We start from the raw sequence: 21,330 nt of genomic DNA on the forward strand, positions 1-21,330 counted from the left end.
GTCGCAACTCGCAAAACGGCAGAAGTGGAAAAGTTTTCTTGAAACCGAAACTTTTCGTCCGAAGAACGGGTCTACGCAATTGATGCCGAGAGTTGCCAGATGGGGAGCTCTTGCATCGTCTGTAAATCCTTCTCGGACAACGAAGCTACCTTCGTGTAGCTTCGTTGATTTTTTTAGATTCCTCCCTGAGTCGAACTGGATCCCAGATTCAATTTGCGGATGTGTATCGGTGCCGTGGTCTCTGGAATGGTGCCGTCGTTCACCTGGACCTCCTGTGGGGTGCCCTCGAAGAGAATCCGGGTCGAAACACTTGAGTGTGGCGGAATATGGACCCGCTCGGTCGAGGTGAGGCTGCCGGAACGAACTGTAACGGGAACATCTACATTCACCGCGCCAGCGTTATGCACCTCGACTGCGACCAACCAGCTTACGCCTTTGCCGTTACGGGCGGGCAGATCGCGTGGCGTGACATTCACGATGGAGAGATCGGCCAAACCACGATCGTTGTAGACCCAGTCATCAAAGACAGTAGATAAGTCTTTATGTGCGGCCGCTTCCAGAACGCGCTGAAATGCATGTGGATCTTCAGGGGTATCGGGTTGGGCATGGCGCACTTCGTCCCGATAGAGCTGCAAGGCCTTCTTGAGGGGAGCGTCGCCCGTAATAGACCGAAGCAGCCAGAGAACCGCTGCGGCCTTGGCACGATAGTAAACCTCATCATGCACGGCGATCAGGCTTTGATCGGATACTGGAGGCGTCTGGGTTGAAGGTCCCGCACTACTGGATTCAGTGCTGCTCTGAGGGGAACGAGCGGAGGGGTCTGGACCTTCCGGTTCAACCAGCGTGAGCGGATTGATGAGCTGGCGAAGCTCAACGAGGGCCTTCTCCCGGCCATCAGTCGATTCTGTATAGAGCAGCGAGACGAACTGGGGAACTCCCTCATTCAGCCAGGGAAGCGAAGAGCGGAACCAGGCATGCGCAAGTGAGTGGACCATCGCCGGAGTGACTTGCCGCGCATCGGTGGCGGTCAACGGAACGGCGAGAAAGGCATCGTCCTCAAAGGGTTGGCCTGCGTGATCGATCAGGGTGAGCGAACTCAAAGGGGCGTCACCCAGCCAGTCGCGGAGTACGGGAGCAACGTTATTGGAGGCAGCAGTATAAGGAGCCATTGCCTCGGGATGGATCGTCGTAATGGCCAGGAGCTGGTTCTCTGATGGTCGTGAAGCGCTCGAAGTAATAAAGAGACTGGGAGTGCGGAATCCCAAAGGAGCATTGGCAAAGTCGGCCGTAGCGACACCGTGAGAAGAGACGACGGGGGTGTCGGGCTGCTCTGCCACGTGATCCAGTGGCTCGCGACGACCGTTCAAAAATGCGTCAACTGGAGGCTCTCCAACGTATTCCACCGTCAGGCGTAGACGCATCGAAGAACGGGCCTGCTGGAGACGGGAAAGACCAATCGCCTGAAAGAGCTTTGCCCCATCCCCGAGGAAGAGTGGCGGCGAAGAAACGGGGTACCAGAGCACATTTCCGAATCCACGGAGAGCTGTTTCCTCAGGAGAGATCTGGTCCCAATCGGCATAAACCGCCTGGTCTGGAGGGGCGCCGATGCGGGTGAGTCGCGCAGACGAGGCCGCCAGGGTTCCGGAGTAGAAGGTCGTCAGTGTGAGGGACGAGCCAGGCGAGATTGGCCGAGAGAGGGTCACGAGCGCCTCGGTCATCTGCCCCGTATGGTCGGCATCGGTGGCGACCGTGTGCTCGGTAAACGTAAGCGGAAGGGGGGCATTGATGCTCTCCCAATGCAACGTAGAGGAGAGTTGCAAGGTCAACCGGGTCAGCGGAGCCGATGAGATATTCCGGATGGTCACCCGGGCCTTTGCAGCCATACCGGAGTTTGCCGGCGTCAGGTGAAGATCAAGGTCCCATTGGATGATGGCAACGGAGGAACGCTCGGCATCCGTAATCGAGGCGACAACCTTTTCCGGAGTCCGCGCGGCACGATGAGAAGACGGGCTTTGATTCGGCTGCTCATCATTGCGGTGAAACAGGACCTGTCCCTGAGATTGAGATTCAGAATGTCCCGGTTGCTGCGCTGCGACAACCGCTGGAGCAGTAAGGAGAATGGCCCCAGTGGCCAGATTTAAAAACTGTGTCACGACACAAGACGAAGCTGAAAAGCGAGAAGAACGATTCATTCAGAGGCTGCCGAGACCTTTACGCGGTTTAACCGGCCTGGAAGGGGCTGCGGTCTTTGGTTGGACGGACGCAGCGCGCCGTTGGCGCATCGCCTCATACATAACGACAGCTCCGGCCACGGAAACATTCAGCGACGAGACCTGGCCACCCATAGGGATACGAAGGAGATAGTCGCAGGTTTTTTTGACCAGATCATGTAAACCAGCCCCCTCGCGGCCTAGAACGAGGACGCAATCGGTGGCAAAGTCGAAATCCGTATAGTCGGGGGTTCCGCGCTCGTCGAGGCCAATGACCCAGATATTTGACTTCTTCATCTGCTCCAGTGAGCGAACTAGATTGGTGACCCGGGCAATGCGAACATGCTCCGAGGCCCCGGCAGAGGTTTTAGCGACCGTCGCGGAGATGGGAGCGCTACGGCGTTCGGGCAGGATCACGCCGTCAACCCCAGCTCCATCTGCAGTACGGAGAAGCGCTCCGAGGTTATGGGGGTCCTCAACCCCATCCAGGGCCAGAAAGAAACGATGACGGCCAATTTCCGCGGAAAGGAGGTCTTCAATGGAGAGGAACTCGCGATCGCGAAGAAAGGCCAGAACTCCTTGATGGGTATCGGTCTTCGCGATTCGGGTCAGCTGTTCGCGGGGTTCGAGCGAGACACGGACCTTGCAGTTCCGGGCCAGCGAGAGGATCCGCTCCAGTTTTTCATCACGGCGCTCACGGGCAACAACCAGCCGGTCGAGACGTTCGGAGCCAGAGCGGAGGGCCTCTTCAACCGGGTGGAGGCCATACAGAACTTCCATAGACCGAGTTTACCCTCTGAAAAGCCGAGACGCAGACTGGCGAACGCCATAGAATGGTTGCATTGGTTTTTCCGGTTCCCCGGGATCCCAAATGACCCCTTTTACAACAAAACGGGTTTTTTCAAAGAAGTCGTTCCGGAATCGAGACTTTTTGGAAGGAAGTCGCGTCACTACCTCTGTGAGCAGCCGAGCCCTATCCATAACGACAGCGCAGGTCGCGCTGACCCAGGAAGAGAATGCGGCGATCGCCCGTGGCCTGAAACGTCAGGATCCGGAGCTGCTCGACCATCTGATCGAGCAGTACCAACATCGCCTGCTACGTTATCTTCTCTTCTTGACGGGCCGTCGCGAAGTTGCCGAGGATCTCTTTCAAGAAACCTGGATGCGCGTGTTGGTTCGGGGTACCCAGTACAACGGGCGAGCAAGATTCGATACATGGCTGTTTACGATTGCTCGCAATCTGGTCATCGACCTTTCGCGCAAGCGAACGATGTCGAGCCTGGATGAGATGAGCGAGTCGGATGAAGATGATCGTCCATTTGAAGTAGCCACCACAGGCCCTTCTCCTTTGGAGCAGTTCACGTCACGGGAAGATTCGGCTGAGGTGGGTGAAGTTTTATTGACGCTCGATGCGTCTTATCGTGAAGTCCTTGTACTGCGGTTCTACGAAGAGATGTCTCTGGAAGAGATCGCCAGCATGACCCACGCGCCGCTTTCAACCGTGAAATCGCGTCTGTACCGTGGCCTGGCATCCTTGAAACCAGAGTTGGAGAGACTGCGAAATTATCGTCCTGGGGTGGCGGAGGCGAGAGGATGAACGAATTTATTCATGGAGGATCTGAGCGAGAGGTAGCTCTCGCCCGGCAAGCGATGACATCGCTCCAGGTAGGAGCACAAACATCTCTTGTGAACCGAACTCATCGTGTCGTGCGTGAACGCGCCCGGCAGATGTCGGCCCGAAGAAAAAAGATGCGTAGCCTTTGGGCACCTCTGGCTGTATGCGCCTCGATGGTGGTCATTCTGGTGACAGCAGTATGGACGATGCTGGACCAATATGAGTTGAACCCTACCGGGATGCCGGATGCGAGCGACCAGTACATGGTACTTCTGCTGTGGTTTCTTCCGGCCTCTGCAGCTCTGTTGGCCATGGTATGGTTCCACCGCAATCACGGCAGACGCTCTAAGGGAGAGATTGTGCGATGACCATGTCGTCGACATCGAACGAGAATCGCGTTACCCAGGTACAGGGAGGCCAGGAAGATGAACTGAGCCTGATTCCGGCCTGGTCCATCGTTCTCGCGATCCTTGTCTTTGCTGCCGTCCAGTATCTCTTTCATGTTGTAATGCCCCACCACAAGCACGAGATGCTGCCGATGCGGCTGCTGATGAGCTACTCGTGGGGAACGGCCTTTGCCAGTTATGTTCTGCTGGTGGGCTACGTCAGCCGCGACGTCAAACGCCGCAGGATGCCGGCTGGACTCTGGATGCTGATTGTCCTGCTGATGCCAGGCGGAATCGGTGCCGTAGTCTACTTCTTGTTGCGGCAGCCCTTGCTGCGTCCCTGCCCGCATTGTCGAACCGAGATTCCTTCAAGCTGCCACTTCTGCCCGCAGTGTCAGTTTCAGATGGCCCCCGTATGCGGCCGCTGCTTTCGCGGAGTCCAAATTACAGACGTGTACTGCTCACAGTGCGGCCATGATCTGGCCGAGGACCACGCTCCTGCGAGACTTCGAGCGTATAGTGACTAAAGGCAGTTCTTGGTAGCCGGTTGTCAGTTCACTGTTGTCTGGCAACTGACGATTGAGAACTGAGAGCTCCTTTATGGCCCTTACAGCATTGATCATTGATGATGAGCCACTTGCGCGGCAGGAGTTGCAATACCTGCTGGAACACGCGGGAGGCGTCGAGATTCTTGCTCAAGGCACCAATGGAATCGAAGCCGTAGATCTGATCCGGACGCATCGGCCAGATGTTGTCTTTCTGGATGTCCAGATGCCCGGACTGGATGGATTCGGAGTCCTCAAAAAGCTGCTGGACCGGAAGGTCCCTTTGCCTCAAGTCGTCTTCGCAACGGCCTATAACCAATATGCGGTCCGGGCGTTCGAAGTGAACGCGGTTGACTACCTGCTGAAACCATTCGATCGAAAACGTGTGATGCAGACGCTCGAAAAAGCCCAGGAGCGCTTGGCTAGTCATGCGGAACGAAGCAATGGAAATCAGGTGTCCGCAGCTCCCGACACCGAATCTAAGCTCGATGCCCTTTTGCGGCTGGTCGAAGAGCAGGCTCAGACACCGACAGCAAGACAGCATACCGGCAAAGTGATTGTTAGAGCACAGAACCGCCTGCTGTTGGTGGACCAAAAAGAGATCTGCTTCGCGGCGATCGATGAGGGCACCATCACAGTGGTAACCCCTACGGTCGAAGGACACTCGAATTGCCGGACGCTGGAGGAGCTACAGGACCAGCTCGATCCCGAAGCATTCTGGAGAGCCCACCGCTCTTTCTTGGTAAACATCCAACACATCCGCGAGGTCGTGCCCTGGTTCAAATCGAGCTATCAGCTTCGCATGGATGATCCGAAAAAGACAGAAATCCCTGTCAGCCGGGCACAGACCAAACGTCTGAAAGAACTTTTCAACCTTTAATTTTCTACCGAACCGGAGACAGATTCTCTGCGTACCTATACCTTGACTATCTACATAAATGATATGTAGATAAACATAGTATGGGAAAACCAAACGATCTTGTCCAGGGAACACTCGGTTTGCTGATACTCAAAACCCTTTCGCTTGAGTCAAAACACGGCTGGGCGATTGCGAAGAGGATTCAGCAGATCTCGAACGATGTGTTGCAGGTGCAGCAAGGCTCGCTATATCCAGCGTTACAACGGCTGGAACAGCAGGGATGGATTCGCTCCAAGTGGGGCGAAACAGAGACAGGTCGACAGGCACGGTTCTATTCGCTAACGGCAGCTGGACGCGCACAGCTCGAGAAGGAACGAGAGATGTGGTCGAGGCTATCGGCGGCGATTGATCTTGTCGTCGAGAGCTGAAGACGAGGAGAGCGATATGCGCTGGGTGGATCAGATACGGAAGACGATAGCGACTCTCTTCCGGCGACAGCAGGAGACTGCACGGCTGGATGAAGAAATGCGGTTCCACCTGGAGCAGGAGATCGCAGAGCGGATTCAGCTTGGCGCTTCTCCTGAAGACGCTCGTAAAGCTGCAATGCGCGACTTCGGCAATCCTACGCTGCTGCGCGATGAAGCAAGACGCGGCTGGAACTGGGGATGGCTGGAGACGCTGGGCCGCGATCTTCGCTTCGGTGCACGTGCGCTGATGCGTTCGCCGGGATTTACCGTAACCACAATTGCGGTAATGACGCTCTGCATTGGAGCAACGATCTGCCTGTTTACTGTAGTGCGGGCGGTCCTGTTAGAGCCACTTCCCTTTCAGGACCCAGACAACCTAGTGATGGTGTACGAGCACTTCCGCAGCAATACATTGGGAAATCCATACAACGAAGTTGCTCCGGGCGACTTCTACGAGTGGCGAGCGCAAACGCATGGGTTCGCGGATATGGCCTCATATCACTACTCCAGCCTGACGGTTACTGGCGACCACGGAGAGATGCCGGAGATGGTGGCAGCGCAGAAGGGAACGTGGAATCTCTTTCCGTTGCTGGGAGTGAGACCCGTGCTTGGCCGGACGTTTCGTGAAGACGAGGATCAGGTGGGAGATCACCATGTCGCCATACTGACCTGGAGCTTCTTTCAGAGGCGCTTTGGCGGCGATCCCTCGATTGTAGGAAAGACGTTCCGTATGGCAGCGAGGCCGTACATGGTCGTTGGCGTACTGCCGGAGTGGTTCGCGTATCCCGATGCGCGGACGCAGGTGTGGGTCCCGTACTCAGACGGAGAGACCTACGAGAATCTGCATGCGCACGACAATCACAATCCGTTCGTGGTCGCGCGGATGAAGCCGGGCGTAAGCCTGAAGACGGCTACGGATGAGGTGAGCGCGCTACAGTATCGGATGCACATGCAGTATGCAGGCAAACCGGTAGCTGAAGATGTCTTGTCACGCCCGATGATCGACGACGTCGTGCAGGATGTGAAGACGCCGCTTTTGATGATGATGGCGGCGGTGGCGTGCATGTTGCTGATCGGATGCCTGAATGTCTCGAACCTCCTTGTCGCTCGTGGCGCGGCGAGGCAGAAGGAGATGTCGATTCGCGGCGCTCTTGGGGCAGGTCGTTTTGCTTTGCTGCGTGAGCAGATGACGGAGACGGTGATTCTATGCGGATGCGGCGGATTGCTTGGACTGCTGCTGGCGATGGCAGGAACGGCATGGCTGAAGCTGCATTGGAAGGGTCTGCCTCGAGCCGCTGCGATTCATGTTGATGTGATCATCGTGTTGTTCACGTTTGGAGTGGTGGGCTTGACTGCGGTTCTCGCAGGCTTGCTGCCTGCGTTGTCTTCGACACAACGAGGAGTTCTGGAGGGGCTTAAGGATTCTTCTCGTGGATCAGGAGTTGGTGTGTCTAGGGCGAAGCTGCGGAAGACGCTGCTGAGCATCGAGATTGCGCTGACGGTTGTGCTGCTGCTTTCGTCAGGATTGCTGCTGAAGAGCTTTGTCCAGTTACGGACGACGGACCTTGGCATCTCCGGCGATCATCTGCTGACACTACGATACAACCTGCCGATGGAGGTATATACCAAACCAGAGCAGAGCCTTGCGTTTTCGCAATCGCTGCTGGAGCGCGTGAGGCGCATTCCAGGGATAGAGTCGGCAGGGCTGGGTTCAACGGTGCCAGGGGCAGGATGGGATGGAGACCAGGTCTTCATCATTCCAGAGCGCCCGAACTATGAATCAAATAAGCAACCCGATGCGATCGTCCGGTATGCGGACCCATCGTACTTTGCAACGCTCGGCATTCCACTGATTGCAGGAAGAGTGTTCAACGAACACGATCGGCTCGACCAAGCCAATAAGGTCATCGTCTCGGAGGAGCTGGTGAAGCGATATTATCCAGGCGAAAATGTGATTGGGCGCACGATCGTGATTGGTACAGATATCACGAACAAGAAGAGAACCTACGAGATCGTGGGCGTTGTGGGCAACACGCTGTGGCGTGTGGGTAAGCCGACGAAAGCGACAACATATTTTCCGGTCTTCTCCGGTAATACAGGCTACAGGTCCACATTGGTTGTACGCACGTCCGGCGATCCGTTGAGCTATGCGGTTGCGATCCAGAAGGAAATAGCTGCGCTCGACCCCCAGCTGCCTGTCGTCGATGTGCTGACGATCCCGCAAATCGTCGGAGAATCAACAGTGAACCAGAGCTTTTCTGCATCGCTAGTGTTGGTCTTTGCCGTACTTTCGTTGCTGCTGGCCGGCGTGGGACTTTATGGCGTTCTGTCGTATGTGGTGACGCAACGGGTTCCTGAGATTGGTATACGCATTGCGCTAGGCGCACAGCGGGGACAGGTGCTGGGACTAGTACTGCGCGATGGACTACGACCAGTGGTATTCGGCCTGGTTATAGGAGTCGGCGGCGGTATTTCAGTCGGGTACGTAATCCGTTCGCTGCTGTACGAGACAAAGCCTCTGGACCCAATCGTCTTTGCTGTGATGGCGACTCTGCTGTTGGTCGTAGCTGCACTCGCAAGTGCAGCGCCTGCATGGCGGGCCTCAAGTATAGACCCGATGCAGGCGCTGCGCACCGAATAGGAACTTGTACTTCCCTGCTACTTTGGCTCCTGACCGGGTTTCGCTCCCTGGATCACAAGTTCGTTATCCACGGCGAATGCTCCGGGCGCAGAGTTTGCCTGCATAAACGCGATCGCTGCATCGCTCTGGTTGAGGACGGCTCCGTATAAAGTGACGTGGCCATTGTTCACAATGATGTGAATCGCGTGATAACCGATGGGAGGATTATTGGTGATGCCACCGGCCATCAATGCCACGCCTGCTCCAGGCCCAATCGCGCGACCAAGCGATCCTTGGTTGGCGTTGTACTTTCGTAGCGCAGGCTGCGTGTAGATGCGGTTATAGACAGCGGCACGGATGCGATCATCGTTCGGCGAAAGCGGAAGGACCTTGATCTCGTTGTCGACTCCGGCAATTCCCTGGATGTCTTTCACCGCACGCCCCGCATCATCCTTAAGGACCGGCCTTGAGGCATAGCCGTTCAAAACCAGCGTTCGCCCTTTGAACCCAAAGGTGATCCAGTCGAAGACCGCATAGTTGTTCAGGCCGAGAAGTTTCTTGCGGACTTCTGTCACGATGCGGATGCCATCTTCTTGTGACATCGGCGCAGCCTGTTGCACATTCTGCGCCAGGACTGGTGTTGGAGATGAGAAAGGAAACGCGAAAAATGCCGCTGCAAGACAGATTATGCTACGTCGTACCATAAAATCTCCCTTTCGATACAGAGGTCGTCGTTGCCAACTTGAAGATAATCCAAAGGATGAGCTTGGTCTAGGGCAATTACAGTCGCCCTTCTTTCTTTTGTGCCATAACCAGACCGCGAGGTGTGGGAAGCAGGATGCACGACAACAGGCCTTCGGATTCCATCTTGAGCGCGGCATCGCGAACGACTTTGAGATGCGAGCTTGCATCATGCATCAGCACCACTCCTGTTGGACGAATCTGGGGGAGGAATCGCTTCACTTCGGCTTCACGAATAGGCATATCAGAGTCCGAGAAGAAGAGATCGATGGTGCCTTCAATGTGCATCTCAAGTGAGGATTCGTTACGAAGTTCGATCCATTCCGATAGCTCTGAAGCAGCAATCTTCTCTTTCGCCTTAGCAAAGACGAGTGGGTCGAATTCACAAGAGATAATTTTGCCGAACCCGTTCGCCTTAAGCGCCTTCGCGATCCAGAGCGTTGAGACACCAAGAAACGAACCGGTCTCAACGACCAGGGTTGGCTTAATCGTCGTAACGAGCGTGTAAAGAAACTCCAGAACCTCCGCCTCGGCCGTCATGGAGTCGTACATATGCCAACGTTCCGGATGCGGGCACTCTGGCGTTGGACGATGATATTCCGGCAGGAGAGTTCCGCCTGCGCGTTCTGCTTGGAGCATCACCTTGTGCTCCTGCTTGATCTTCTTTTTGAACAGACCCATTCAGCTACCTTTCGGTTTCATTATAGGTAGCCAACGGGAAGATGCAGGCGCCATTCCTCATTTTGGAGATTGGCTCCGAAGGCTATGGATCCCTTGCAGCCAAACTTTAGCACCGGTTTTACGTCGTACTTTGAAGAATCCACGTCGGGTTGCTGATTTCGCCGGATATACAACAAATCGCAAATCGTGAGGAACGATCAACATTGAAGATCGAAGACTATGCACTGATCGGAGATTGCGAGACGGCCGCGCTGGTTGGAGATCATGGTTCCATTGATTGGCTGTGCTGGCCGAATTTTGGTTCAGCCGCCTGTTTCGCCAGCCTGTTAGGGACAGAAGAAAACGGCTTCTGGCGCCTGGCACCTTCAGAGCCGCATCGCAGTTCTCGCCGCTATCTGCCGAATACGCTGATTCTCGAGACCACGTATGAGAATACGCAAGGCGTCGTCAGGATTCTGGACTTCATGCCGCCCCACAATTCGCACTCGCATCTGGTACGGATTGTGCAAGGGCTACGTGGAAAAGTCCCCATGCGGGGTGAGCTTGTGCTCCGTTTCAGCTACGGATCCGCCGTCCCTTGGGTGACACGAACCGATACCGGCATCCGCGCAGTCGCAGGGCCGGATGCGGTCGATCTCCACACCACTGCTCCCTTGAAGGGAGAGCGGCTACGGACAATGAGCGATTTTGAGATCAGCGCAGGAGAAGAGGTCTCCTTCGTTCTTACGTATGGGACCTATGGCGATTATCGAGAGAATTCCACAGGAAACCCGATCGATGGAGCGAAGGCGCTGCAACAGACAAAGGATTTCTGGACCGACTGGGCCAATCGCTGCAAGTATCAGGGCCCCTATCGCGAAGAAGTTCTACGGTCGCTCCTGACGTTGAAGGCATTAACCTTTGAACCCACGGGGGGCATGATCGCCGCCGTGACCACCTCTCTGCCCGAAGATATTGGCGGCGTCAGGAACTGGGACTATCGTTACTGCTGGCTGCGCGACACGACGTTTACCCTTCTGGCCCTGATGAACGAAGGTTATTTCGACGAAGCTACGCACTGGATGCAATGGCTTCGCCGCACCATCGCAGGAAAGCCGGACCAGTTGCAGATCATGTATGGAGTTTTAGGCGAACGCATCCTTACGGAGTGGGAGGTGAAATGGCTTCCGGGATATGAAAACTCTGCCCCAGTGCGCGTTGGGAATGCGGCTTCCGAACAGTTGCAGCTCGATACCTATGGCGAGGTACTGGACGCATTTTTCTCGATGAACACAGCGCTCGATCAAGAGACACGCTCCTCTGACTTCGCACTGCTTCGAAACCTTGTTCAACATCTCGAATCGATATGGCATAAACCTGATGAAGGAATCTGGGAGGTTCGTGGCGGTCCAAAACACTTCATCTATTCCAAGGTTATGGCATGGGTTGCTTTTGATCGGGCCATCAGAATTGCTGAACAAAGTGGATATGATGCTCCGCTGGACCGATGGAAGAAGACACGCGATGTCATTCATCAGGAAGTCTGCACCCGTGGCTTTGATCAAGAACAAAACAGCTTCGTGCAGCACTATGGAACTACCCAGTTGGATGCTTCGACGCTGTTATTAGCTCTCGTCGGCTTCTTACCTCCAGAAGATCCGCGGATCCAGGGAACGATTCATGCAGTAGAACGGCACCTGATGCAGGACGGTCTGGTTATGCGCTACGACACATCGAAGACCGAGGATGGTTTCCCCGGCGATGAGGGCAAGTTCCTTGCATGCAGCTTCTGGCTCGTAAGTAATCTGCAAATGATTGGGCGGGAAAAAGACGCTAACCAACTCTTTGAACGGCTGCTGTCTCTCGCCAATGATGTTGGGCTCTTGTCTGAGGAATATGACACGAAGCGGCATCGGCTGGTCGGTAATTTTCCGCAGGCACTCTCGCATATCGCCTTGATTGGAGCGGCATATCATCTGACACGTGCCAAAACGCAATAATCGAAACGAAGGATGCAAGCTACGGCGCTTATAACGTGAGCTTTGCAATTGTAGCCAACTGCATAAACGAAGTACCTTCGTAGATCTTGCCGATCTTGGCGTCGCGGTAAAGCTTTTCGACGGGATAGTCCTTTACGAATCCTGAACCGCCATAGACCTCCACAGCAAGCGAGGCTACACGTTCTGCGACCTGCGAAGCGAAGTACTTTGCCATCGCTGCTTCTTTCAAAAACTCCTGGCCTGCATCTTTCAATCGGGCAGCGTTATAGACCAGAAGACGAGCGGCCTCGATCTCAGTCGCCATCTCAGCAAGTTGAAATTGCATCGCCTGAAACTCCACGATCGGCTTGCCGAATTGTTTGCGTTCCTTGGCCCATCGAAGCGCATGTTGCCATGCCCCTTGCGCGAGACCCAGCATTTGGGCACCGATGCCGATGCGTCCTTCGTTGAGAGTTTCGATGGCGATCTTGTAGCCCTTGCCCGGCTCTCCTAGTACCTGCGAAGCAGGAAGAACGCAGTCACGGAAGATCAGTTCGCATGTGCTGGAGGCGCGGATACCAAGTTTGTCTTCTTTCTTGCCAAGGGAAAAGCCGGGGGTATCTTTCTCCACGAGAAATGCGGTGATCCCCTTGTAGCCCGCAGCGCGGTCGATTGTTGCAAAGACAATAAAAATACCCGCCTCTTTCGCATTTGTGATCCAGAGCTTCTGGCCATTTAATACATAGCGATCGCCCTGCCGGGAGGCGCGCGTCTCCAATGCGAAAGCATCTGAGCCGGAACCTGCTTCGCTCAACGCATAGGCTCCGATCGTATCGGCAGCAAGCCGGGGGAGATATTGCTGCTTCTGCTCTTCCGTAGCCCATCGTCGAAGAGCGTTGATGCAAAGCGTATTCTGCACATCGACAAGAACGCCAACCGCCGGATCGACGGCCGAAATCTCTTCGACGGCAAGAATGGCCTCAAAGAATGTCCCCTCAGGACCACCATACTGTTCGGGAATCTCAATTCCCATCAACCCAAGCTCAAAGAGCTGGCGAAGGAGCTTTGGGTCCATCTGCTGTGCTTCATCCATGGAACGGACGAGCGGCCCGATTTCAGCAGCAGCGAACTTTCGCACCGTCTCACGAAAGAGCTGTTCGTCCTCGCTCAGGCGCGTTAGTGCAACTCGGTTGGATGTGGCAGACTCACGAAGATCCATAAGGAAACTGAGTCTAGCATTGCACCAACAGACAGAACAGCAGACCGGCCTTTCTGCAAGGATTCAACAAAAGGTTTTACACTGGAGTTTCTGGTCTTTTACGGATGACGAAGAAGCCCAACCCGACTCCCCGAACACCCCTTCCCTTCCTTGGAATAGCCTGCGCAGTCGGGGTTTCAACAATGTATTACAACCAGCCTTTGCTGGAAGAGATCGGACGCACGTACGGTGCGACAGCCGGGCGCACAGGATTTATCGCTGTCGCCACGCAGGTCGGATACGCGATCGGCCTGTTGTGCTTTGTTCCATTAGGCGATGTGCTGGAGCGACGCGCGCTTATGATGCGCATGTTCGCTGCGGTTGCGGTCGCACTCATCTTTGTCGCACTGGCTCCGACGCTTGCCTGGATGATTGTGGGTTCGGTTTTGATCGGCATTCTGTCCTCCGTAACTCATGTTGTGCTGCCGATCGCTCCGGACCTTGTCAGCCACGAAGAACGCGGCCGCGCCATCGGCACAGTAATGACGGGCCTGCTGCTGGGAATTCTGCTGGCCCGCACCTTTGCAGGCTGGATCAGCCATCTGACAGGTTGGCGCTACGTCTTCGGTATCGCCGCTGTGATGAATGGAGCTTTTGTACCGCTGCTCTGGCGCATTATGCCGAAGCTGCCTCCAAAGCAGAAACTCGGTTACGGCGAAGCGATGCGTTCTCTCTGGACGCTTTATCGCACCCAGCCCTTGCTGCGCGAGTCTGGTGAGATCGGCGCGCTGGTCTTTGCCTCCTTCAGTTGCTTCTGGACGACGCTCGCGTTTCTGCTCGAGAGTCATTACCATCTCGGAGCAGGAGTGGCGGGAACGTTTGGGCTGGTCGGCGCAGCTGGAGCGATGGTCGCGCCGCTGGCAGGCAAACTTGCAGACCGACACGGCTCCCGATGGGTAATCTCCGTCGGTATGGCGTTGCTGGCTTTCTCCTACTTCTTCCTTTGGGGCCAGGAGCGAGCCCATGCTGCCGTTACGGTGCATCTGATCGCTTTGGCCATTGGAGTCATTGTGCTGGATATCGGAGCACAGATGTGCCAGGTGGCCAACCAGACACGCATCTTTGGATTGCTTCCTTCGGCACGCAGCCGGCTTAACACCGTCTATATGACGATCTACTTCACGGGCGCTGCGCTAGGATCGGCCCTTTCGACAATCGCCTGGGTACATTGGAAGTGGAATGGCGTCTGCGCACTCGCCCTCGGATTGGTAGGGCTGGCAGCGCTTCGTCACCTCTCAGGACGTCGCGTAGCCAGCGAAGATCATTGCCATCCCACTCGTGAAGACGAGCTGATGGAAGCCTAGAAAGCTACAACCATTAGGCAGAACGCGTGTGGATGTCCAACATCAACCTAGCCAGGCAAACATATAAACCAGACCTAACATCCCCAGAGCAATCCAAAACAGCCATTCTTCTGACTTGATTCTGATTCCGGAGCGTTGAGGAATTTCTCGAATCCAAACAACAATGTCTCGACATGTTTCTCTAAAACCAGCTCTATCGAAAGCATCTGTCATCACGAATACCTAGTCCTCTTACTTTTAAGTTCTTCCGATCCTCTTTCACAAGGGATCTGGAAAGAACAAGACAGGGGCTGGCCGACAGATGCAGTACTACCGCGTTTCGCAGACATCCTACCATGCAAGCCGCTTTCCGCTTCTTCCGCAATTCCCTGGCGCGCTGAAGTCCCCAGGCGCTCTCCTGTCCCCGGCAAGGACAATTGCTCTCATCCCCGAATGGCGTTACAGTCTAAGTGTGAAGCACTGGAGCCATCGTCGCCATCTATTGACCCTGCTCCTCGCCTGCTTGTGGATTGCGACAGCGGCTTTCGCTGAGCATGCTTCCGCAGAGTTTCCGCTATGTCAGCCTGAAAGAGCGCCTTGCTGCCCGCCACCAGTCAACACGACGAATACGTCCTGTCCTACCTGCAATCTGTCTGCGCCCATTGCGGTAAAGGATGAAAGCAAACAGGAGCGCTCACGACCTGTTCTGCAGACTAGCAATACGCAAAGCGATCGCCCGAGTCTGTCTGTCGTCGCATCGATCCGCGAATTAACTCCGGGCCTCAGATATCAACGAATCGTATTTGCTCTCAAAGACGACCTTCGCATCTAGAGACGATCTTCCTTTCCTCTGAGCAGCGCACCGGAATATTCGGCATGCGACGTCCCTCAACAGCTCGATCAAAAGGAGATCATCACCATGAAATTCAAAGCATTCTCATTCGCGGTTATCGCAGTTCTATTTCTTTCGCTATCAGCACAAGCCGCAACCGCCTTCAACTGTTGCGATAAGCCTGCCTGCTGCGATGGCAGCAGTTGCTGCAACTAAACAATAGCGAATGATCGAGGCCCACATTCTTCTGGTATCAACCGAGAGAATGTGGGCTCGTTAAAACACAAGCACTTTTTCTAAGTATGCCCACAGGATTGTCTCTAGCCACGATCCCTAATGAGTTGGCGCACTCGGCACAAGGGACATTCCCACGGAAAGAAGCCAAGACGTCCAAGAATTTTTTCTTCCCAAAATCCGTGGCTACGCAATCGGCGCATAGGAGCAGAGCATTTGCAGATTTGCACCTGCAACAAATAGTTTGCGACAACAAGATTAGTCAAGTGTTTTTAGCCCATTCATCGGATGGCTCTTGAATGGGACCACCGCCATAAATTGGTTTGAAGTTCGCGGCGCTGAAGGTAGTGTCGAACGGCGTGCCCCCAAAGGATTCAAAATGATAATCTGGGCCACGCGCTTTGCCGGTAGTTTTCTTTCATGTCCAGTTACGAAAGGATATTTCATGTTGAACTCTGTCCGCTGTTGGGTTACGACCACAAGCTTGTTGTTGGTCGCCTGCACGCCCTTCCTTGCTGCGCAGGAATCTTCTCAACACGGTTGGTATACGCCACTGACCAATGGTGACGGACTGCGCTATCCACTGGAAATCGGACCGCTCACATCACACCTTGTCGGCACCGGCATTCATCCGGTGAAAGGCTCCGACGGGCTGATCCATGTTGCGTATGCACTTCAGCTCACGAACTCCTGGAGCCTACCGGCAACCATCAAATCCGTTGAAGTGGTCGACCCGGCACATGGCAATCAGGTAAGCGGCAAGAACCGCGTTCTCGACATCAAGAACGAAGACGTAACCGGTCAGGTGAAACTCTTCAGTTTGCCGGGAACGATGAACAAGGAGAGCTACACCACCCAGATTCCGAGTGGACAGTCCGGTGTAATGTTCTTCGACATTACTTATGACGACATCAGCCAGGTACCAAAGGCGATTGCGCACCGGATCACGGTTACGACTCCTCCGACTCCGGTAGGAACGGAGCACACGACGACTGGCCACTCCATTCCGATTGGTCGCGAAGCAATAGTGATCAGCCCGCCTTTAAAAGGGAGCGGTTGGGTGAACGGCAACGGATGTTGCCTGGAGGTCGGCCCACATCGCTTCGTCACCAATCCAATGAATGGCACGCTCGATCCCAGCGAGACTTTCGCCATCGACTGGGTACAGGTTGATGCTCATGGTTTCGCATACCGGACAGACGGCAAGAAGCCGCAAGATTGGATTGGTTACGGCGCAGAAATTTTGGCAGTCGCGCCAGGCACAGTGGTTGAAGTCGTGAGCGGCCTGTCAGACGTAATTCCGGGGAAGAATCCCGAAGGTTTGACGATCGCGCATATTGCAGGCAATCGCGTAATCATTGACATGGGCTCGGGACGCTACGCAATGTATGCACATCTCGCGCCGGGCAGCATTCAGGTGCACGTCGGCGACTACGTCCGGCAGGGGCAGAAGCTCGGCCTGTTGGGAAATACGGGTAACTCCAGCGCGCCGCATCTCCATTTTCAGATCATGGACCGGCCATCGAGTCTGGACGACACATCCCTTCCGTTCGTATTCGATCAAATGAATCTAGAGGGACGTGTGCTGCTGGATCTGACAACTTTGGACGAAAACACGGACAAGAAAATCGCGCTACACATCGACAAGAACGATGCAAAGCCGCTCACCCGCACAATGCCACTCTCACGCGATGTTTTGGGGTTTCAGTGAGGAAGAGCCTTCTTGGACCGAAGTGTCATCAACCTCAACATTCTGCAACCATGCAGCGTTTGTGAATTTCGAACGAGTTGCTACATTGTTGTAAGAACCTGTAACGAACAGGATCCAATCACCTTATGAAAAAAGACCAAATCGACATTGCAGCCAGGGCAGTAAATTCACTCCCAATCACCAAGACTATGGAGTCGAACTCCGTCTTCACTCGACGTGAAATGTTGGGACTAACCGGGATGGCCGGGATGGCGGCTTTGACCGGTATCGTACCCAATGCTGTTGCGCAGACCGCACAAAAGCGGCCTCGCATCGCCGTTCTCGCCAGCTATTGGGGTCTGCCAACCTCGCATGCGGACTGGATCGTCAACAAGCTCATCGACGGCTACTGGTGGCATGGCGCCCACACGCCTTCGCAGATCGACGTGGCCGGCGTCTACCTCCATCAGTTCGACACCAGCCTGCTGGCGCAGAAGATCTGCAAGGCCAAGAACATCCCCATCTTTAAAACGGTCGGCGAAGCCGTCACGCTTGGCGGCAACGAGCTCGCAGTCGATGGCGTCGTCATCGTCTGCGAACATGGCAACTATCCAACCGACCTCAAGGGGCACTGGCTCCTGCCGCGCTGGTGGATCTATCAGCAGGTCATCAAGGTCTTCGAGCAGAGCAAACGCTCCGTGCCCGTCTTCAACGACAAGCACCTCTCCTACAACTGGGACGACGCCAAGTGGATGTTTGATAAATCGCGGGAGCTGAACTTCCCCCTCAGCGGTGGTTCTTCCATCCCGGTCTTCTTCCGCAAGCCCGAAATAGACCTTGCTGTCGATACGCCGATTAAGAACTCGATCGTCGTCGGGGCCGCTCCAGACGAGGGAGCCATCTTCCATTGCATCGACACCCTCCAGTCCTTTCACGATCGCCGCAAGGGCGGTGAGACAGGCGTAAAGTCGGTGCAGTCCATTCGCGGGCCCGAGACATGGAAGTGGGTCGCTGAGAACCCCTGGGCCAACAACCTGCTTGAAGCTGTGCGAAAGAGCTTTGACCGCAAGCCCGGCTACTACCAGGAGACCAAGCGGTCAGCCGTCTGCATCGTGGAATACAACGACGGCACCAAAGGCGCCGTCATCTCCGGCGAGGGCGGTGGTTGGACCTACGCCGGCGAGATCGAAGGCCAGAAGGACCCGACCATCATCTCCATGGTCGACTTCCCCATGCCCATCGGCCAGTACCACGCAACCAACGCCTTCGCGCACTGGATCATCGAGATGATGCTCACCAAAAAGGAGCCCTTCAACGCCGAGCGGCTGCTCCTCTCCACCGGCATCACCAACCACTACATGGACTCCAACTGGCAGAACGGCCAATACTCCGCCGTGGGCCGCGTCGTCGAGACGCCGTACATGAACATGAAGTACCACTCGACCCACGGCGCGATGTATGAAACCGCCCCCCGCCCACCGAACAGACCCTACATCCGCGGCTTTACATCTTAGGTCAACATATAAAGCATTTCGGGGGAGTTAAGAGGGCCACATTAACATGGACGCCAATGGACAACATATAAATATATGTTGTCCATTTTTCATTGACTTACAGACTTTATTGAACGTTCCTGGAAGGGTTTGTGGTGAGCGAGGCAGGGATCGAACCTGCAACCCCGAGCTTAGAAGGCTCGTGCTCTATCCGATTGAGCTACTCGCCCACGTACCGTGGTCTTTCTCTTTGATTGTAACCGCGATAACGGAAAATCAGGATTGGGCGGGAATCCCAGGGTTACTGCATCCGTAAGCAAATTCTGTACTTCGGCTGGATCTTCAGGTTCGAAACGCTCCAGTACAACATATCGTGATACGATATGTATAGTGAAGGGGACGAAAGAACAAGATATTTCTGAAGGACATATTCAGACCTTGGCGGATTTCCGCTTTGTTTTGAGGAACTTTCTCCACTTCAGTGAATCTGCAGCATTACGAGTGGGCCTGACCTCGCAGCAACATCAGCTTCTTCTCCAGATAGCAGGAGCTGCGCCCGATACTGCCCTTACAGTGGGCTATCTGGCCAGCAGACTTGTCCTTCGACACCATAGCGTCGTGGAGCTATGCAATCGATGTGAGGAAGCGGGATTGATCGCAAGAGAGCGAAATCCTCAGAACCGCCGAATGGTCGTGTTGAAGCTGACGGAGGCCGGAAGAGAGGTCTTGCGAGAGCTTTCCATTGACCACTCGCGGGAGCTGAATCAGCTTGCACCCCAACTCATTCGTTCGCTGGAGATGCTTTCCAATGCGGCACATTGCCGTACCTCAGAAGAAGAAGAAAGAAATAGCGGGAATCCTCGATGCGACGCCTGAAAAAATTAACGAATTATCCCTTGCTCCGCCGCCACCTTCCGCTGGTCCATGAAGACCTTGCGACGACGTATGCCCGCAATCTTCACAAATGGCTTTTAATTGCGCCGATGATTGGCGTCATTGCTGGACTTGCGATCACGGCGATAGCCGAAATCCTGCTGCGAAAGATGTGGCCTACGGTTCTGGCCTATTACTTCCAGCACCACTGGATGATTATTCCGGGTCTCGTGCTGGGCTGTGCAGTCACCGGTCTGATCATGCAGTACCTTACGCCTGATCCAAATCAGCACTCCACTGAAGAGATCATTCAGTCGTACCACGAGCATGAAGGCGTGGTGGACATGCGCTGGTTTCCCCAGAAGCTGCTGGCGGCCATTACAACTGTTGGCTCGGGTGGAAGCGCCGCTCTGGAAGGACCGAGCATCTATGGCGGAGCGGCGATTGCATCGTGGCTCTGGACTAAGCTGCAACGCTTTCCGCGATTTCGTCTGACGAAGCGGGACCGTCGGATCATGCTGATCTGCGGTGCCGCTGCCGGTATGTCGGCAGTGTTCCGTGCTCCATTGACGGGTATCGTCTTTGCGCTGGAGATGCCCTACAAGGACGACCTGGCGCACGAAGCGCTGCTTCCCTCGCTAATCGCATCGGTCGTTTCGTATATGACACTCGGGGCCTTCTTTGGCAGCGAGCCACTGTTCAATTTTGCGAATGTAAGCGGCTACACCATGCGCGACCTCCTCTGGTCTTCATTGCTTGGCCTGGCGATTGGCCTGATTGCCATGGTGTTCGTCATCACCTTCCGCAGGCTCCGAAAATTCGTGGTTCAGTGGGATCAGCCTCACTGGATCAAGTTGACTCTGGGTGGATTCCTAACCGCTCTTTGCGGACTGGCCTTTATCAATCTGTATCCCGGAACTCTGATTCCGCTTGGACCAAACTATGAGGCCGTGCGCGAGATTCTCACCTCGGCCCACACCTCAAAAGAACTAGTCACGTTCGGAATCTTCAAGCTGGCGGCAACGGCGTTTACACTCGGCGCAGGTGGCGTTAGCGCCATGTTTGTTCCTCTCTTCCTTTCGGGCGGAGGCTTTGGAATTGCCTTTGCGCAATCGATCGTGCACAGCAGCTCACTGGGCCTTTATGCCGCGGTCGGCATGGCAGCCTTTATCTCCGCCGCCTATAAGACTCCTTTGGCCGCCGTCGTCTTCGTGGCGGAAGCAACGGGCGGACACGGCTTTATTATTCCGGCACTGGTCGGTGCAGCTATCGCTTATGCGGTATCAGGAGATGCTTCCGTTTCGGGCGACCAGCGGCTCCATGGCGCAATGCCAGGAGATGAGACACTGCACGATGAACACCATGAAGAGGAAGAGGCCCTACTAGCTCCTCACTCTTAGACAGGAATATTCCTTTCCGCTTTTCTTATCGCCCTTTTCTCTCTTCTCGGTTCCGAACAGATGGAAGGAAAGGGCGATGAAATTTCCTGATTTATTTTGAATCAAAAAATTATGTTGCCACACGACAGAAAATACCGGTAACATTCCTCTCGTCCTTCGCCCATGGCTACAGGAGCGCTGTCGTC

At 55.0% G+C, this 21,330-nt stretch carries 17 protein-coding genes and 1 tRNA gene; 12 read left to right on the forward strand and 6 right to left on the reverse strand.

The genetic code is table 11. The features are described from left to right. Positions 1–173: 173 nt before the first annotated feature. The gene (locus H7846_RS13325; RefSeq protein WP_186692695.1) at positions 174–2,192 is read right to left on the reverse strand and encodes a M1 family aminopeptidase; all 2,019 of its coding nucleotides are present in this window, start codon (positions 2,190–2,192) and stop codon (positions 174–176) included. Further along, positions 2,193–2,990, reverse strand: a complete 798-nt coding sequence (gene rlmB / locus H7846_RS13330; protein ID WP_186692697.1) for a 23S rRNA (guanosine(2251)-2'-O)-methyltransferase RlmB — start codon at positions 2,988–2,990, stop codon at positions 2,193–2,195. Positions 2,991–3,168: 178 nt separating this feature from the next. Between rlmB and H7846_RS13335 the strand changes: the two genes are divergently transcribed. The 6 genes from H7846_RS13335 (at position 3,169) to H7846_RS13360 (ending at position 8,723) form a co-directional block, all read left to right on the forward strand. Continuing rightward, positions 3,169–3,807: an RNA polymerase sigma factor gene (locus tag H7846_RS13335; RefSeq protein ID WP_370561410.1), complete on the forward strand. Its 639-nt coding sequence runs from the start codon at positions 3,169–3,171 to the stop codon at positions 3,805–3,807. Next, the gene (locus tag H7846_RS13340; protein ID WP_186692701.1) at positions 3,804–4,193 is read left to right on the forward strand and encodes a hypothetical protein; all 390 of its coding nucleotides are present in this window, start codon (positions 3,804–3,806) and stop codon (positions 4,191–4,193) included. Before H7846_RS13335 ends, H7846_RS13340 begins: the two co-directional genes overlap by 4 nt. Next, on the forward strand, positions 4,190–4,738 hold the full coding sequence (locus H7846_RS13345; RefSeq protein WP_370561260.1) for a zinc ribbon domain-containing protein: 549 nt from the start codon (positions 4,190–4,192) through the stop codon (positions 4,736–4,738). Before H7846_RS13340 ends, H7846_RS13345 begins: the two co-directional genes overlap by 4 nt. A 73-nt stretch (positions 4,739–4,811) precedes the next feature. Next, positions 4,812–5,636, forward strand: a complete 825-nt coding sequence (locus H7846_RS13350) for a LytR/AlgR family response regulator transcription factor (protein WP_186692702.1) — start codon at positions 4,812–4,814, stop codon at positions 5,634–5,636. Positions 5,637–5,716: 80 nt separating this feature from the next. Further along, positions 5,717–6,043, forward strand: a complete 327-nt coding sequence (locus H7846_RS13355; RefSeq protein WP_186692703.1) for a PadR family transcriptional regulator — start codon at positions 5,717–5,719, stop codon at positions 6,041–6,043. Between the two features lie 16 nt (positions 6,044–6,059). After that, positions 6,060–8,723 carry an ABC transporter permease gene (locus H7846_RS13360; protein WP_186692704.1) on the forward strand — a complete coding sequence of 888 codons (2,664 nt, stop codon included), beginning with the start codon at positions 6,060–6,062 and terminating at the stop codon, positions 8,721–8,723. 17 nt (positions 8,724–8,740) lie between these two features. On the opposite strand, the gene H7846_RS13365 is transcribed toward H7846_RS13360, so the two are convergent. Next, positions 8,741–9,406: a BON domain-containing protein gene (locus tag H7846_RS13365; protein ID WP_186692705.1), complete on the reverse strand. Its 666-nt coding sequence runs from the start codon at positions 9,404–9,406 to the stop codon at positions 8,741–8,743. Between the two features lie 76 nt (positions 9,407–9,482). Continuing rightward, the gene (locus H7846_RS13370; RefSeq protein ID WP_255460634.1) at positions 9,483–10,124 is read right to left on the reverse strand and encodes an O-methyltransferase; all 642 of its coding nucleotides are present in this window, start codon (positions 10,122–10,124) and stop codon (positions 9,483–9,485) included. Positions 10,125–10,327: 203 nt separating this feature from the next. Here H7846_RS13370 and H7846_RS13375 point away from each other — a divergent pair, with 203 nt between their 5' ends. Beyond that, entirely contained in the window at positions 10,328–12,103 is a 1,776-nt protein-coding gene (locus H7846_RS13375) for a glycoside hydrolase family 15 protein (protein ID WP_255460635.1), read from the forward strand. A 28-nt stretch (positions 12,104–12,131) separates the two neighbouring features. Here the strand turns inward: H7846_RS13375 and H7846_RS13380 are convergent, their stop codons facing one another. Then, positions 12,132–13,301 (reverse strand): acyl-CoA dehydrogenase, encoded by a 1,170-nt coding sequence (locus H7846_RS13380; protein WP_186692706.1) that lies wholly within the window; start codon positions 13,299–13,301, stop codon positions 12,132–12,134. Positions 13,302–13,483: 182 nt separating this feature from the next. On the opposite strand from H7846_RS13380, the gene H7846_RS13385 reads away from it, so the two are divergent. From H7846_RS13385 to H7846_RS13395, 3 genes are all read left to right on the forward strand, one after another. Then, positions 13,484–14,644 (forward strand): MFS transporter, encoded by a 1,161-nt coding sequence (locus H7846_RS13385; protein WP_255460636.1) that lies wholly within the window; start codon positions 13,484–13,486, stop codon positions 14,642–14,644. Between the two features lie 1,490 nt (positions 14,645–16,134). Continuing rightward, on the forward strand, positions 16,135–17,400 hold the full coding sequence (locus H7846_RS18070; RefSeq protein ID WP_186692709.1) for a M23 family metallopeptidase: 1,266 nt from the start codon (positions 16,135–16,137) through the stop codon (positions 17,398–17,400). A gap of 125 nt (positions 17,401–17,525) precedes the next feature. Next, positions 17,526–18,893 (forward strand): hypothetical protein, encoded by a 1,368-nt coding sequence (locus tag H7846_RS13395; RefSeq protein WP_222597507.1) that lies wholly within the window; start codon positions 17,526–17,528, stop codon positions 18,891–18,893. 132 nt (positions 18,894–19,025) lie between these two features. Here H7846_RS13395 and H7846_RS13400 read toward each other — a convergent pair. Beyond that, a tRNA-Arg gene (locus H7846_RS13400) sits at positions 19,026–19,102 on the reverse strand. A gap of 229 nt (positions 19,103–19,331) precedes the next feature. Here H7846_RS13400 and H7846_RS13405 point away from each other — a divergent pair. Both H7846_RS13405 and H7846_RS13410 read left to right on the forward strand, forming a co-directional pair. After that, complete coding sequence (locus H7846_RS13405; RefSeq protein ID WP_186692711.1) at positions 19,332–19,748, forward strand: MarR family winged helix-turn-helix transcriptional regulator; 417 nt, start codon at positions 19,332–19,334, stop codon at positions 19,746–19,748. Then, positions 19,736–21,145, forward strand: a complete 1,410-nt coding sequence (locus H7846_RS13410; protein WP_186692712.1) for a chloride channel protein — start codon at positions 19,736–19,738, stop codon at positions 21,143–21,145. Before H7846_RS13405 ends, H7846_RS13410 begins: the two co-directional genes overlap by 13 nt. Positions 21,146–21,330: the final 185 nt, after the last annotated feature.

It is taken from the genome of Edaphobacter sp. 4G125, assembly GCF_014274685.1.
GTDB lineage: Bacteria > Acidobacteriota > Terriglobia > Terriglobales > Acidobacteriaceae > Edaphobacter.